Below are 12,202 nucleotides of genomic sequence, written 5' to 3' on the forward strand. Positions count from 1 at the left end.
AAAAGGTTGATTAACGTGGCACGTAAGACCCCAATTGAAAGATATCGTAATATCGGTATTATGGCGCACATTGATGCGGGTAAGACAACAACGACAGAGCGTATTCTCTACTATACCGGTGTTTCTCATAAAATCGGTGAAGTACATGATGGTGGTGCAACCATGGATTGGATGGCTCAGGAACAAGAGCGTGGTATCACCATTACTTCAGCAGCAACTACAGCTCACTGGAGCGGGATGGCTCAACAGTTTCCACAGCATCGTATTAATATCATCGATACTCCGGGACACGTTGACTTTACCATTGAAGTAGAGCGTTCATTGCGTGTATTGGATGGTGCTGTAACGTGCTTTTGTTCTGTAAGTGGTGTTGAGCCTCAATCAGAAACAGTTTGGCGTCAGGCTGATAAGTATGGTGTGCCACGTATGGGCTTTGTGAACAAGATGGACCGCGCAGGCGCCAACTTCTTGAATGTAAATCAGATGGTAATCGATCGTTTAGGTGCGAATCCTGTGCCGATGCAATTACCAATTGGTGCTGAAGAAACCTTTAGAGGAATTGTCGATCTTGTCAAAATGAAAGCAGTTTACTGGGAAGAAGAAAACATGGGTATGAAGTATACCTATGAAGAAATTCCAGAAGATATGCTTGAGTTATGCCAAGAATGGCGTGAGAAAATGGTTGAATCAGCAGCCGAAGCAACTGAGGAGTTGATGGATAAGTACCTTGAAGAAGGTGATTTGTCAGAAGACGAGATCAAGGAAGGCATTCGTAAGCGTTGTATTGATGTTGAGATTGTTCCAATGTTCTGTGGTTCTGCCTTTAAAAATAAGGGTGTACAGTCACTATTGGATGCGGTTATTGAGTATATGCCTTCTCCAGTAGATGTTCCTGCTATTCAGGGTGAATTGGAAGATGGCTCAAAAGCAGAGCGTCATTCAACAGATGATGAACCTTTTGCATCATTAGCATTTAAAGTAATGACCGACCCTTATGTTGGAACCTTGACGTTCTTTCGTGTTTATTCTGGTGTGTTTGAAGCTGGTAATGCAGTTTATAATTCAGTTAAGCAAAAGCGTGAGCGTATCGGCCGAATTTTGCAGATGCATGCAAACTCTCGTGAAGAGATTAAAGAGGTGCGTGCAGGTGAAATTGCTTGTGCTGTTGGTCTAAAAGATACGACAACTGGGGATACTTTGTGTGATCCAGATAATAAAATTATTTTAGAGCGTATGGAGTTTCCAGATCCTGTTATTTCGATCGCAATCGAGCCGAAGACAAAAGCAGATCAAGAGAAGATGGGGATTGCTTTACAAAAACTAGCAGCAGAGGATCCTTCTTTCAGGGTGAAGACGGATGAAGAAACCAATCAAACCATTATTTCAGGGATGGGTGAACTGCATTTAGATATCATTGTTGATCGTATGAAGCGTGAGTTCAATGTTGAAGCAAACATCGGTGCACCTCAGGTATCTTATCGTGAAACAATTAAAACACCTGTTGAAGCTGATGGTAAGTTTGTACGTCAATCGGGTGGTCGTGGTCAATATGGTCATGTTGTCTTTAAGATATATCCTCGTGAACCTGGGGAAGGATTTGAGTTTGTTAACTCGATCGTTGGTGGTGCAGTGCCGCGTGAATACATTGGTGCTGTTGAAAAAGGTGCAAAAGCACAGCTTGAGAGTGGTGTTATTGCTGGTTTCCCAATGGTTGATGTTGGTGTTGAATTGATTGATGGTTCTTACCATGATGTGGATTCCAACGAAATGGCATTCTCTGTTGCAGCAGGAATGGGTATCAAAAACGGTACTCAACAAGCAAATCCAGTTATTCTTGAGCCTATTATGGCAGTTGAAGTAACAACTCCTGAAGAGTATATGGGTGATATTATCGGTGACCTTAATCGTCGTCGTGGAATGGTTTCTAGCATGGATGATATTCCGGCAGGTAAGTCTGTTAAGGCGGAAGTTCCTTTGTCAGAAATGTTTGGATATTCAAATCAAATGCGTTCATTGACTCAAGGTCGAGCGAATTATAGTATGCAGTTTTTGAAGTACAATGATGCACCTAATAATATTCAAGAAGAAATCATTGCTAAGGCCAAAAAAGGCGAATAGAGCAAATTTATATTTATAACGATAGGTATTTAAAATGGCAAAAGAAAAGTTTGAACGTAGTAAGCCGCACGTAAACGTTGGTACGATTGGTCACGTAGACCATGGTAAAACAACTCTTACAGCGGCATTAACGATTGTACAAGGCAAGAAATTTGGTGGTTTAGCTAAAGATTATGCCTCTATTGATAACGCACCAGAAGAGCGTGAGCGTGGTATCACTATCTCTACAGCACACGTAGAGTATGAATCAGAAACTCGTCACTATGCACACGTTGACTGCCCAGGTCACGCCGACTATGTTAAAAACATGATTACCGGTGCGGCACAAATGGATGGTGCAATCCTAGTATGTTCAGCAGCAGATGGCCCAATGCCACAAACGCGTGAGCACATCCTACTATCACGTCAGGTTGGTGTGCCTTACATCGTTGTTTTCCTAAACAAGGCTGACATGGTTGATGATGAAGAGTTACTAGAGTTGGTTGAAATGGAAGTTCGCGAACTACTAGACGCTTATGACTTCCCAGGTGATGATACGCCAGTTATCATGGGCTCAGCTCTAAAAGCTATCGAAGGTGATCAGTCAGATATTGGTGAACCAGCAATCGGTCGTCTAATTGAAGCGCTAGATGAGTACATTCCTACTCCAGAGCGTGAAACTGACAAGCCATTCCTAATGCCAGTAGAAGATATCTTCTCAATCCAAGGTCGTGGTACGGTTGCAACCGGTCGTGTTGAAACTGGTGTGATCAAAGTTGGTGAAGAAATCGAAATCGTCGGTATTCGTCCAACGACTACGACAACTGTAACCGGTGTAGAAATGTTCCGTAAGCTTCTAGATCAAGGTGAAGCAGGGGATAACGTTGGTATCTTATTACGTGGTACTAAGCGTGAAGATATCGAACGTGGACAAGTACTTGCTCATAAAGGTACTGTGACGCCACATACCAAGTTCGAAGCTGAAGTATATGTACTGTCAAAAGATGAAGGTGGTCGTCACACACCATTCTTCCAAGGTTACCGTCCACAGTTCTACTTCCGTACAACGGATGTAACAGGTGCATGTGAACTACCAGCAGGAACAGAAATGGTTATGCCTGGTGATAACGTTCAAATGACAGTTACCCTAATCAACCCAATCGCCATGAACGAAGGTCTACGCTTCGCGATTCGTGAAGGTGGTCGTACAGTTGGTGCGGGTGTTGTTGCAAAAATCCTTGAGTAATTGTTTGGCTGAATAGCAAAAATAAACTCTTGATATAAAGCGGATTTGTTGTTACAATCCGCACCCTTAGTGAGCAGTGGTTGTAGAAATCACTGCTTTTCTTTTTTTGTAATATGAGAAAAAGATTATTATGGCGACTCAAAATATACGTATTCGCTTGAAGGCGTTTGATCATAGATTGATCGATCAGTCTGCACGTGAGATTACGGAAACTGCAAAAAGAACAGGTGCTCAAGTTAAAGGGCCTATTCCAATGCCTACCCGTAAAGAGCGTTTTACCGTATTGATTTCACCGCATGTTAATAAAGATGCACGTGATCAATATGAAATTCGTACACATAAGCGTTTGTTGGATATTGTTGATCCAACAGATAAAACAGTTGATGCTCTAATGAAATTAGATTTAGCAGCTGGTGTTGATGTGCAGTTAGAGCTTAGATAATAAGCTTAACTTAATAGTGTTAGTCATCAATCGTAATGGCTAATTGATAAAAATAATGAGGTAATGATATGGGTATTGGTCTCATTGGTACCAAAATTGGTATGACTCGTGTGTTTAACGAGGATGGTGTCTCAACCCCTGTAACGGTGGTTGAAGTGAAGCCAAACCGGGTTACGCAAATAAAAAGTACAGATGTCGATGGTTATGACGCTGTGCAAGTAACTTGTGGTTCAAAGCACGCAGGCCGTGTTTCTAAGCCTGAAGCAGGTCATTTTGCTAAAGCTTCTGTTGAAGCTGGGAATGGTTTGTGGGAGTTTAGAGTTGATGATCTTGCTGAGGCGGAAGGTCTAGCACCTGGTTCGGAAATTACAGTTGAAAAGTTTAATGATGTCAAAATCGTTGATGTGACTGGAAATACAAAAGGTAAAGGTTTTCAGGGTGGTGTAAAGCGTCATAATTTTAAAATGCAAGATGCTACGCACGGTAATTCTTTATCACATAGAGCGCCTGGCTCGATCGGTCAAAATCAGACACCTGGAAGAGTTTTTAAAGGTAAGAAGATGGCAGGTCAAATGGGAAATGTTAAACAAACTACTTTAAATCTCGAGTTGGTTAAGGTTGACGTTGAAAATTCATTATTGCTGATCAAAGGTGCTTTGCCTGGTGCAAAAGGTAGTACTGTTATTGTTCGCAAGGCAATTAAATAAGGTGGGCGTGATGGATTTTAAAATAATTGAATTGTCGAGTGGAAAAGAAAATGGATCAGTTGCTGTTTCTGATGCGATATTCGCAGTAGATTTTAATGAAGCATTGGTTCATCAGGTTGTGAATGCCTATATGGCGGGTTCACGTTCAGGTACAAAAGGGCAAAAGAATCGTTCTGCTGTCCGTGGTGGTGGTGCTAAACCTTGGGCTCAAAAGGGTTCTGGTCGGGCGAGAGCCGGTACATCACGTGGGCCAATCTGGATTGGTGGTGGACGTGCGTTCCCCGGTCATAACCGTGATTTTTCGCAAAAAGTAAATAAGAAAATGTACCGTGGTGCTCTAAAGTCTATTTTTTCAGAGTTAGCTAGAACTGAAAGATTGGTTGTCGTTGATGACTTTAAAATGGATGCACCTAAGACAAAAGAATTTGTAGCAAAGCTGAATACGCTAAATCTTCAAGATGTTTTGGTAATTACAGAAGGGTTTGATGAGTATTTGTATCTTTCTGCGCGCAATTTATATCATGCTGGAGTGTGTGATGTTGCATCTATAGATCCTGTTAGTTTAGTTGGCTTTAAGTCTATAGTGGTAACGCAAGGTGCGCTAAAGCAGCTTGAGGAGAAGTTAGCATGAGTAAAGAGCGTATATTGAAAGTGCTTTTGGCACCCCATGTTTCTGAGAAGTCAGCTCTTATGGCAGATGCGTCTGAGCAATATGTTTTTAAGGTTGTTTCAGATGCAACAAAACCAGAAGTTAAGCAAGCAGTAGAGAGTTTGTTTGATGTTCAGGTTCAGTCTGTAAATATGATTAATATTAAAGGCAAGACCAAGATCTTTAAAGGGCGTGCAGGAAAGCGCAACGGTACTAAGAAAGCCGTTGTACGTCTTGCGCCTGGGCAAGAAATTGATTTTGTCGGCGCTGAATAAGAGGGATTGTCATGGCTATTATTAAAAAATCAAAACCAACATCACCAGGACGTCGTTTTGTTGTTAGTGTTGTTGAGCCAGATTTGCATAAAGGTAAACCTCATTCTGCGTTATTAGAGAAAAAGTCTAAAAGCGGTGGGCGAAATGCAAATGGACGTATCACAGTAAGACATCAGGGTGGTGGACACAAGCAGCATTATCGTCAAATTGACTTTAAAAGAAATAAAGATGGAGTCAATGCTGTCGTTGAGCGTTTAGAGTATGATCCAAATAGAACTGCTCACATTGCGTTGCTTAAATATGCAGATGGTGAAAGACGTTATATCCTTGCTCCTAGAAATGTTAAGGCAGGTGATAATATTGTTTCAGGCGATGTTGTTTCAATTAAGCCTGGGAACGCGTTGCCATTGAGAAACATCCCAGTTGGTACGATTATTCATGCGATGGAAATGCGACCTGGTAAAGGAGCTCAAATCGCGAGAAGTGCGGGAGCCTATGCGCAAATTGCTGGTAGAGATGGAGCTTATGTATTAGTTAAGTTACGTTCTGGTGAAATGCGTAAGATTTTGGCAGAGTGTCGAGCTACTATCGGTGAAGTTGGCAACCAAGAGCATTCATTGAGAAAGCTCGGGAAGGCTGGCGCTAAGCGTTGGAAAGGTGTTCGACCTACTGTTCGTGGTGTTGCTATGAACCCTGTGGATCATCCGCATGGTGGTGGTGAAGGGCGTACTTCGGGCGGCCGTAACCCTGTGACTCCATGGGGTGTACCAACTAAAGGTAAGAAAACACGTAGTAATAAACGTACAGATGGAATGATCGTACGTCGTAGAAATAAATAAGGAAGGACCCTATGCCACGTTCAGTTAAAAAAGGACCTTTTGTAGATCATCACCTTGTTAAAAAGGTGTTGGAGGCACAAGAATCTGGTAGTAAACGTCCGATTAAAACATGGTCAAGAAGATCAATGATTCTTCCAGACATGATTGGTTTGACGATTGCAGTACACAATGGTAAAGAGCATATTCCGGTCTATGTTTCAGAAAACATGGTCGGTCATAAGCTTGGTGAATTTTCAATGACCCGCACTTACCGTGGTCATGCAGCTGATAAAAAGTCTAAATAAGGAGAATGGATATGCAGGTTAGTGCAACACATAAATTTGCTCGAATTTCTCCTCAAAAGGCACGTCTTGTCGCAGATTTAATTCGCGGTAAAGATGTTGAGGCTGCTGTTAATATTTTGGCTTTCAGCGATAAAAAAGCTGCTAAGTTAATGAGTACAGTATTGAATTCAGCAATTGCTAATGCAGAGAATAATGAAGGTGCGGATATTGATGAGCTTAAAGTTACACAAGCCTATGTCAATGAAGGGCCAATCATGAAACGTATGCGTGCAAGAGCAAAAGGTCGCGGAAATCGTATCTTAAAACGTATCAGTCATATTACTGTGACTGTCGGCGATAAGTAAGGAGAGTCAGAATGGGTCAAAAAGTTCATCCAGTAGGGATTCGCTTAGGAATTACTAAAGATTGGAATGCTCGCTGGTATGCAGATAGCAAAAACTATTCTGATTTCTTAATCAGTGATGTCGAAATCCGAAAAGAATTGCATCAAAAATTAAGTCATGCTTCTGTAAGTCAAATCAATATCGAGCGCGTTGCGAATGGTATTCGTATTACGATTCACACAGCACGCCCAGGTGTCGTTATTGGTAAGAAAGGCGAAGATATCGAGAAATTAAAGCAATCAATCATTGCTAAGACCGGTATGCCTGTCAATATCAACATTGAAGAAATTAAAAAGCCAGAATTGGATGCAAAACTTGTTGCAGAAGGCATTGCTCAGCAATTAGAGAAGCGTATTCAATTTAGAAGAGCAATGAAACGTGCGGTTAGTAACGCTATGCGTTTGGGTGCTCAGGGCATAAAGGTTAATGTCTCAGGTCGTTTGAACGGTGCTGAAATTGCTCGTGCTGAGTGGTATCGTGAAGGTCGTGTACCACTTCATACGCTTCGTGCAGATATTGATTATTCAGCTTTCGAAGCAGACACTACCTACGGAAAAATTGGAGTAAAAGTTTGGATCTTTAAAGGTGAAAAACTAGAAAAGATTTCTATGGTTAGTGATGACAAGACGCAAACTAAAGGCAAGAAAGGCCGTAAATAAAAGGATTACTTGTTATGTTGATGCCTAAACGTACAAAATTTAGAAAGACGCATAAGGGTCGAAACCGCGGTCTTGCCAATGTTGGAAATAAGATAAGCTTCGGTCAATATGGTCTAAAGGCTATGGAGCGTGGTCGTATGACTTCGCGTCAAATAGAATCTGCACGTCGTGCTATGACACGTAAAGTTAAGCGTGGTGCTAAAATTTGGATTCGTGTTTTTCCTGATAAGCCAATTACGAATAAGCCTTTAGAGGTTCGTATGGGTAAAGGGAAAGGGAGTGTAGAATACTGGGTTGCTCAGGTGCAGCCTGGTAGAGTTCTCTATGAAATGCAAGGTGTAGAAGAAGCAGTTGCTCGTGAAGCATTTGAGTTAGCTGCTGCAAAATTGCCTTTCAAAACACAATTTGTAACTAGAACGGTGATGTAAATGACTTCAGAATTAAAAGATAAGTCAGTTGATGAGCTAAAAGAAGAGCTGTTAACGCTTTTACAAGAGCAATTTAACTTAAGAATGCAACATGCAACAGGTCAGTTGTCGAATAGTGCACAGTTAAAAACTGTTCGCCGCTCAGTTGCACGAGTTAAAACCATCATTCGTCAAAAAGTAGGTAAGTAGAATGGCTGGTCAAGAAAAGAAACCAAGAATGATGCAAGGTGTCGTTGTTAGTAACGGTATGGATAAATCTGTCGTTGTAATGACAAATCGCTATATCAAGCATCCTAAGTATAAGAAATTTGTAAGAAAGTCGACAAAAGTAATGGCGCATGATGCTGAAAATGCCTGTGGTGTTGGAGATCGTGTAACCATTTCTGAATGTTTGCCTTTATCAAAAAGAAAGACTTGGGCTTTAGTTTCAATCGATGAGAAAGCTGCGCTTTAAATAAATGCGTTGACATTCTTTGTTGAATTGATATAATTCCCAAAATTTTTAAACCGCCTTAATAGCCAAGCCGATACGGGACTAGTTATTTTGGTGGTTTTTGTGTTGTTTAATTTTTATGGATGGAGTTCCATCATGATTCAAATGCAAACTGTACTGGATGTCGCTGATAATAGTGGTGCGAGAAGAGTCCAATGCATCAAAGTATTGGGTGGGTCTAAAAGACGCTACGCTAGAATTGGTGATATTATCAAAGTGGCTGTGAAAGAAGCAGTTCCACGTGGTAAGGTCAAGAAGGGTGATGTTTTTGATGCGGTTGTGGTACGGACTGCTCAAGGTGTTAGACGTTCTGATGGTTCTAAAATCAAGTTTGACGGCAATGCTGCTGTGATGCTTAATTCAAAGTTAGAACCTATTGGGACCCGTATTTTTGGCCCTGTAACCCGCGAGTTAAGAAATGATAAGTTTATGAAAATCGTTTCTTTGGCTCCAGAAGTTTTATAAGGAACAGATAATGAATCGTCTAAAAAAAGGTGATGAGGTTATCGTTATTGCTGGAAAGGACAAAGGGAAGCTGGGATCAGTTTCTCAAGTTATGCAAAATGGTAAGCTACTAGTAGATGGTATCAATTTAGTTAAGAAACATGTAAAGCCAAACCCTATGTCTGGTGACCAGGGTGGGATCGTTTCTAAAGAAATGCCAATTGATGCTTCTAATGTTGCTTTATACAATCCTGAAACAAAAAAAGCTGACCGTGTTGGTGTTAGAGAAGAAGATGGTGTAAAAGTACGCTATTTCAAATCTAATGGCAAAACGGTTACGGCTTAAGTAGGTTGAAATATGGCAAGATTACAAAAAATATATAATGATCAGGTTGTTCCTGCATTGGTTGAAAAGTTTGGTTATAAATCAATTATGCAGGCACCACGTTTATTGAAGATTACAATCAATATGGGTGTTGGTGAAGCAATCGGTGATAAAAAAGTCCTAGATAATGCAGTTTCTGATATGGAAGCGATTACAGGGCAAAAAGCAGTTCGTACACTTGCAAGAAAGTCAGTTGCAAGTTTTAAAGTGCGTGATGGTTATCCATTGGGATGTAAAGTCACTCTTCGTGGCGCCAAAATGTATGAGTTTTTGGATAGATTAATTAATGTGGCTTTGCCTCGAGTTCGCGATTTTCAAGGTGTTAAAGCAAACGCTTTTGATGGTCGAGGTAATTATAATTTAGGCATTAAAGAGCAAATAATTTTCCCTGAAATTGAATTTGAAAAGGTTGATAAGATCCGTGGTATGGATGTTAATTTTACAACGACCGCATCAACCAATGATGAGGCAAAAGCTCTTTTAGAAGCCTTTAATTTCCCTTTTAAAAAGCAATAGAGGTTTCTCATGGCGAAGCAATCAATGATTGAAAGAGAAAAGAAAAGAGCAAAGGCAGTTGCAAAATATGCATCAAAGCGTGATGCATTAAAAAAAGCATCTGTTGATATGTCTTTGAGCTTTGATGAGCGTATGGATGCGATGGACAAGTTAGCGAAGCTACCTCGAAATGCATCGCCTGTTAGACAGCAGAACCGTTGTAAATTAACAGGTCGCCCTCATGGCGTTTATAGAAAATTTGGGTTGTCACGTAATATGCTAAGACAGTTAGCTATGCAAGGTGATGTACCTGGTTTAAGAAAAGCAAGTTGGTAAGGATAAATATTTATGAGTATGTCTGATCCAATAGCTGATATGTTAACTCGCATCCGTAATGGCCAAATTGCTGGTCACTCTACAGTGGTTATGCCTGCATCTAAAGTAAAGGTCGCAGTGGCAAAGGTACTTGAAGATGAAGGGTATGTTAGTGCATACAGCGTAAGTGATAAGAATGGTAAGTCTGAGTTGTCGGTTGATTTAAAGTACTTTGAAGGTAAACCGGTAATTGAAATGTTAAAACGTGTAAGTCGTCCAGGCTTACGTGTTTATAAAAACAAAAATGAGTTGCCAAAAGTAATCGGTGGTTTAGGAGTTGCAGTTGTATCAACTTCTAAAGGTATCATGTCTGATCGTAATGCCCGTAGTCAGGGGATTGGCGGTGAGATTATTTGTTATATAGCTTAAGGAGATCACAATGTCTAGAATTGCAAAATCTCCTATAACATTGCCAAGTGGTGTTGAAGTTAAAATTGATGGGTCTGATATTGCTGTAAAAGGCGCTAAGGGTTCATTAACAAAATCATTGAATACAATGGTTGCAATCTCGTTGAATGATGGGGTTGTTACAGTAGCACCTAAGGGTAATGAAAAAGACGGTTGGGCCCAAGCTGGAACAGCGAGATCTATTATTAGTAATATGGTCCAAGGTGTCTCTGAAGGATTTGAGAAAAAGTTGCTTTTAGTTGGTGTTGGTTACCGTGCTCAAGCACAAGGAAAAGTACTCAACTTAACATTAGGTTTTTCTCACCCAGTTAATCATGAGCTTCCTGACGGAATTACTGTCGAAACCCCTTCTCAAACTGAAATTGTTGTTAAGGGTGTTGACAAGCAAGTTGTTGGTCAAGTCGCAGCTGAAATTCGTGGGTATAGACCCCCTGAGCCTTATAAAGGTAAGGGTGTTAAATATGCTGACGAGTACATTTTGCGTAAAGAAGCTAAGAAGAAATAAAGGTTGGGAATTTAAATGGATAAGAAAGCTACCCGACTTCGTAGAGCAAGAAAGACCCGTGCAAAACTTGCATCGCAAGATAGAGCACGTTTGTGCATTCATCGCACGCCTCGGCATATTTATGCCCAGGTGTTGTCAGCGGATGGCACTAAGGTTATTGCAGCTTGTTCTACAGTCCAAGCAGATATTAAAAAGCAAGTTGCTTTTGGTGGAAATAAAGACGCTGCACGGCTTGTTGGTAAGTCGATAGCAGAACAAGCAAAGAATGCGGGGATTGAATCTGTTGCATTTGACCGCTCTGGTTTTAAATATCATGGTCGTGTTCAAGTTTTAGCAGATTCTGCTAGAGAGAACGGGCTTCAATTTTAAAAGAAGGGATAACGATGTCTTCAAAAGAATTACAAGAAGGTCAAGACGGTCTTATTGAAAAACTGGTTTCTATTCGCCGCGTCGCAAAAGTTGTGAAAGGTGGACGAGTTTTTGGTTTTTCTGCTCTCACTGTTGTCGGTGATGGAGAAGGTCGTGTTGGATATGGAAGTGGTAAAGCCAATGAAGTACCTGTTGCGATTAAAAAAGCAATGGAAAAGGCACGTATCAATATGAGAGATATCCATCTGAATGGTGGTACTCTACAGTACCCAATCAACTTTAAGCAAGGTGCTGCCAATATTGTTATGTTACCCGCTTCAGATGGTACTGGAATTATTGCAGGTGGTGCAATGCGTGCAGTTCTCGAAGCTGCTGGGGTTAAAGATGTTTTAGCAAAATGTGTTGGAACAACTAGACCTGTGAACGTTGTTCGTTCAACTGTAAATGCATTAACTTCAATGAGTAGTCCAGAGCTGATCGCTGCTAAGCGCGGCAAGTCAGTTGAACAAATTTTAGGTGAATGAGATGTCAGATAAGAAATTAGTCAATGTTACTTTGGTTAAAAGCACTATTGGACGTTTGCCAGCACACAAGGCTTGTGTTTCTGGCTTGGGTTTGAGAAGAATGCACCAAACTGTAGCGGTTATTGACACTCCGGAAAATCGCGGAATGATCAATAAAGTTTCCTATTTGCTTAAAGTAGAGGAAGCATAAAATGC

At 40.9% G+C, this 12,202-nt stretch carries 22 protein-coding genes; all 22 read left to right on the top strand.

Annotated elements, in window-relative coordinates; all coding sequences use genetic code 11:
• The first annotated feature begins 15 nt into the window (after positions 1–15).
• The 22 genes from fusA to rpmD all read left to right on the top strand — a co-directional run bounded on the left by fusA (position 16) and on the right by rpmD (position 12,197).
• Positions 16–2,118, top strand: coding sequence for an elongation factor G (fusA, locus tag CYQ88_RS08125; protein ID WP_101840860.1), 2,103 nt, complete (start codon positions 16–18; stop codon positions 2,116–2,118).
• 34 nt (positions 2,119–2,152) lie between these two features.
• On the top strand, positions 2,153–3,343 hold the full coding sequence (gene tuf, locus CYQ88_RS08130) for an elongation factor Tu (RefSeq protein ID WP_101840849.1): 1,191 nt from the start codon (positions 2,153–2,155) through the stop codon (positions 3,341–3,343).
• A 130-nt stretch (positions 3,344–3,473) separates the two neighbouring features.
• Positions 3,474–3,785, top strand: a complete 312-nt coding sequence (gene rpsJ / locus CYQ88_RS08135) for a 30S ribosomal protein S10 (RefSeq protein WP_029939574.1) — start codon at positions 3,474–3,476, stop codon at positions 3,783–3,785.
• Positions 3,786–3,853: 68 nt separating this feature from the next.
• The gene (rplC, locus tag CYQ88_RS08140; RefSeq protein ID WP_101840861.1) at positions 3,854–4,492 is read left to right on the top strand and encodes a 50S ribosomal protein L3; all 639 of its coding nucleotides are present in this window, start codon (positions 3,854–3,856) and stop codon (positions 4,490–4,492) included.
• Positions 4,493–4,517: 25 nt separating this feature from the next.
• Positions 4,518–5,123 carry a 50S ribosomal protein L4 gene (rplD, locus tag CYQ88_RS08145; RefSeq protein WP_369827544.1) on the top strand — a complete coding sequence of 202 codons (606 nt, stop codon included), beginning with the start codon at positions 4,518–4,520 and terminating at the stop codon, positions 5,121–5,123.
• The gene (gene rplW / locus CYQ88_RS08150; protein ID WP_101840862.1) at positions 5,120–5,416 is read left to right on the top strand and encodes a 50S ribosomal protein L23; all 297 of its coding nucleotides are present in this window, start codon (positions 5,120–5,122) and stop codon (positions 5,414–5,416) included. Before rplD ends, rplW begins: the two co-directional genes overlap by 4 nt.
• Before the next feature lie 11 nt (positions 5,417–5,427).
• The gene (gene rplB / locus CYQ88_RS08155; RefSeq protein ID WP_101840863.1) at positions 5,428–6,255 is read left to right on the top strand and encodes a 50S ribosomal protein L2; all 828 of its coding nucleotides are present in this window, start codon (positions 5,428–5,430) and stop codon (positions 6,253–6,255) included.
• Positions 6,256–6,266: 11 nt separating this feature from the next.
• Positions 6,267–6,539, top strand: a complete 273-nt coding sequence (rpsS, locus tag CYQ88_RS08160; protein ID WP_101840864.1) for a 30S ribosomal protein S19 — start codon at positions 6,267–6,269, stop codon at positions 6,537–6,539.
• Positions 6,540–6,550: 11 nt separating this feature from the next.
• On the top strand, positions 6,551–6,883 hold the full coding sequence (gene rplV / locus CYQ88_RS08165) for a 50S ribosomal protein L22 (RefSeq protein ID WP_101840865.1): 333 nt from the start codon (positions 6,551–6,553) through the stop codon (positions 6,881–6,883).
• A gap of 11 nt (positions 6,884–6,894) precedes the next feature.
• Positions 6,895–7,581 carry a 30S ribosomal protein S3 gene (gene rpsC, locus CYQ88_RS08170; protein WP_101840866.1) on the top strand — a complete coding sequence of 229 codons (687 nt, stop codon included), beginning with the start codon at positions 6,895–6,897 and terminating at the stop codon, positions 7,579–7,581.
• Positions 7,582–7,595: 14 nt separating this feature from the next.
• The gene (gene rplP, locus CYQ88_RS08175) at positions 7,596–8,009 is read left to right on the top strand and encodes a 50S ribosomal protein L16 (protein WP_101840867.1); all 414 of its coding nucleotides are present in this window, start codon (positions 7,596–7,598) and stop codon (positions 8,007–8,009) included.
• Positions 8,010–8,198 carry a 50S ribosomal protein L29 gene (gene rpmC / locus CYQ88_RS08180; RefSeq protein ID WP_101840868.1) on the top strand — a complete coding sequence of 63 codons (189 nt, stop codon included), beginning with the start codon at positions 8,010–8,012 and terminating at the stop codon, positions 8,196–8,198.
• Position 8,199: 1 nt separating this feature from the next.
• Positions 8,200–8,463, top strand: coding sequence for a 30S ribosomal protein S17 (rpsQ, locus tag CYQ88_RS08185; protein WP_101840869.1), 264 nt, complete (start codon positions 8,200–8,202; stop codon positions 8,461–8,463).
• A gap of 135 nt (positions 8,464–8,598) precedes the next feature.
• Positions 8,599–8,967, top strand: a complete 369-nt coding sequence (rplN, locus tag CYQ88_RS08190) for a 50S ribosomal protein L14 (protein WP_101840870.1) — start codon at positions 8,599–8,601, stop codon at positions 8,965–8,967.
• Between the two features lie 10 nt (positions 8,968–8,977).
• Positions 8,978–9,292 carry a 50S ribosomal protein L24 gene (gene rplX, locus CYQ88_RS08195; RefSeq protein WP_101840871.1) on the top strand — a complete coding sequence of 105 codons (315 nt, stop codon included), beginning with the start codon at positions 8,978–8,980 and terminating at the stop codon, positions 9,290–9,292.
• Positions 9,293–9,304: 12 nt separating this feature from the next.
• The gene (rplE, locus tag CYQ88_RS08200; protein ID WP_101840872.1) at positions 9,305–9,847 is read left to right on the top strand and encodes a 50S ribosomal protein L5; all 543 of its coding nucleotides are present in this window, start codon (positions 9,305–9,307) and stop codon (positions 9,845–9,847) included.
• 9 nt (positions 9,848–9,856) lie between these two features.
• A complete protein-coding gene (rpsN, locus tag CYQ88_RS08205; protein ID WP_101840873.1) occupies positions 9,857–10,162 on the top strand; it encodes a 30S ribosomal protein S14 in 306 nt (101 codons plus the stop codon).
• 12 nt (positions 10,163–10,174) lie between these two features.
• Positions 10,175–10,570 carry a 30S ribosomal protein S8 gene (gene rpsH / locus CYQ88_RS08210; protein WP_101840874.1) on the top strand — a complete coding sequence of 132 codons (396 nt, stop codon included), beginning with the start codon at positions 10,175–10,177 and terminating at the stop codon, positions 10,568–10,570.
• A gap of 10 nt (positions 10,571–10,580) precedes the next feature.
• Positions 10,581–11,114 (top strand): 50S ribosomal protein L6, encoded by a 534-nt coding sequence (gene rplF, locus CYQ88_RS08215; protein ID WP_101840875.1) that lies wholly within the window; start codon positions 10,581–10,583, stop codon positions 11,112–11,114.
• Between the two features lie 15 nt (positions 11,115–11,129).
• A complete protein-coding gene (gene rplR / locus CYQ88_RS08220; protein ID WP_101840876.1) occupies positions 11,130–11,483 on the top strand; it encodes a 50S ribosomal protein L18 in 354 nt (117 codons plus the stop codon).
• 14 nt (positions 11,484–11,497) lie between these two features.
• The gene (gene rpsE, locus CYQ88_RS08225) at positions 11,498–12,007 is read left to right on the top strand and encodes a 30S ribosomal protein S5 (protein WP_101840877.1); all 510 of its coding nucleotides are present in this window, start codon (positions 11,498–11,500) and stop codon (positions 12,005–12,007) included.
• A 1-nt stretch (position 12,008) separates the two neighbouring features.
• Positions 12,009–12,197 (top strand): 50S ribosomal protein L30, encoded by a 189-nt coding sequence (rpmD, locus tag CYQ88_RS08230; RefSeq protein ID WP_101840878.1) that lies wholly within the window; start codon positions 12,009–12,011, stop codon positions 12,195–12,197.
• Positions 12,198–12,202: the final 5 nt, after the last annotated feature.

This window comes from Hydrogenovibrio sp. SC-1, from assembly GCF_002848135.1.
GTDB lineage: Bacteria > Pseudomonadota > Gammaproteobacteria > Thiomicrospirales > Thiomicrospiraceae > Hydrogenovibrio.

Bases quoted from the DNA above. Each gene is read 5' to 3' on its own strand.
- tuf (WP_101840849.1), top strand. From the start codon at position 2,153: ATGGCAAAAGAAAAGTTTGAACGTAGTAAGCCGCACGTAAACGTTGGT.
- rpsJ (WP_029939574.1), top strand. From the start codon at position 3,474: ATGGCGACTCAAAATATACGTATTCGCTTGAAGGCGTTTGATCATAGA.
- rplC (WP_101840861.1), top strand. From the start codon at position 3,854: ATGGGTATTGGTCTCATTGGTACCAAAATTGGTATGACTCGTGTGTTT.
- rplW (WP_101840862.1), top strand. From the start codon at position 5,120: ATGAGTAAAGAGCGTATATTGAAAGTGCTTTTGGCACCCCATGTTTCT.
- rplB (WP_101840863.1), top strand. From the start codon at position 5,428: ATGGCTATTATTAAAAAATCAAAACCAACATCACCAGGACGTCGTTTT.
- rpsS (WP_101840864.1), top strand. From the start codon at position 6,267: ATGCCACGTTCAGTTAAAAAAGGACCTTTTGTAGATCATCACCTTGTT.
- rplV (WP_101840865.1), top strand. From the start codon at position 6,551: ATGCAGGTTAGTGCAACACATAAATTTGCTCGAATTTCTCCTCAAAAG.
- rpsC (WP_101840866.1), top strand. From the start codon at position 6,895: ATGGGTCAAAAAGTTCATCCAGTAGGGATTCGCTTAGGAATTACTAAA.
- rplP (WP_101840867.1), top strand. From the start codon at position 7,596: ATGTTGATGCCTAAACGTACAAAATTTAGAAAGACGCATAAGGGTCGA.
- rpmC (WP_101840868.1), top strand. From the start codon at position 8,010: ATGACTTCAGAATTAAAAGATAAGTCAGTTGATGAGCTAAAAGAAGAG.
- rpsQ (WP_101840869.1), top strand. From the start codon at position 8,200: ATGGCTGGTCAAGAAAAGAAACCAAGAATGATGCAAGGTGTCGTTGTT.
- rplN (WP_101840870.1), top strand. From the start codon at position 8,599: ATGATTCAAATGCAAACTGTACTGGATGTCGCTGATAATAGTGGTGCG.
- rplX (WP_101840871.1), top strand. From the start codon at position 8,978: ATGAATCGTCTAAAAAAAGGTGATGAGGTTATCGTTATTGCTGGAAAG.
- rplE (WP_101840872.1), top strand. From the start codon at position 9,305: ATGGCAAGATTACAAAAAATATATAATGATCAGGTTGTTCCTGCATTG.
- rpsN (WP_101840873.1), top strand. From the start codon at position 9,857: ATGGCGAAGCAATCAATGATTGAAAGAGAAAAGAAAAGAGCAAAGGCA.
- rpsH (WP_101840874.1), top strand. From the start codon at position 10,175: ATGAGTATGTCTGATCCAATAGCTGATATGTTAACTCGCATCCGTAAT.
- rplF (WP_101840875.1), top strand. From the start codon at position 10,581: ATGTCTAGAATTGCAAAATCTCCTATAACATTGCCAAGTGGTGTTGAA.
- rplR (WP_101840876.1), top strand. From the start codon at position 11,130: ATGGATAAGAAAGCTACCCGACTTCGTAGAGCAAGAAAGACCCGTGCA.
- rpsE (WP_101840877.1), top strand. From the start codon at position 11,498: ATGTCTTCAAAAGAATTACAAGAAGGTCAAGACGGTCTTATTGAAAAA.
- rpmD (WP_101840878.1), top strand. From the start codon at position 12,009: ATGTCAGATAAGAAATTAGTCAATGTTACTTTGGTTAAAAGCACTATT.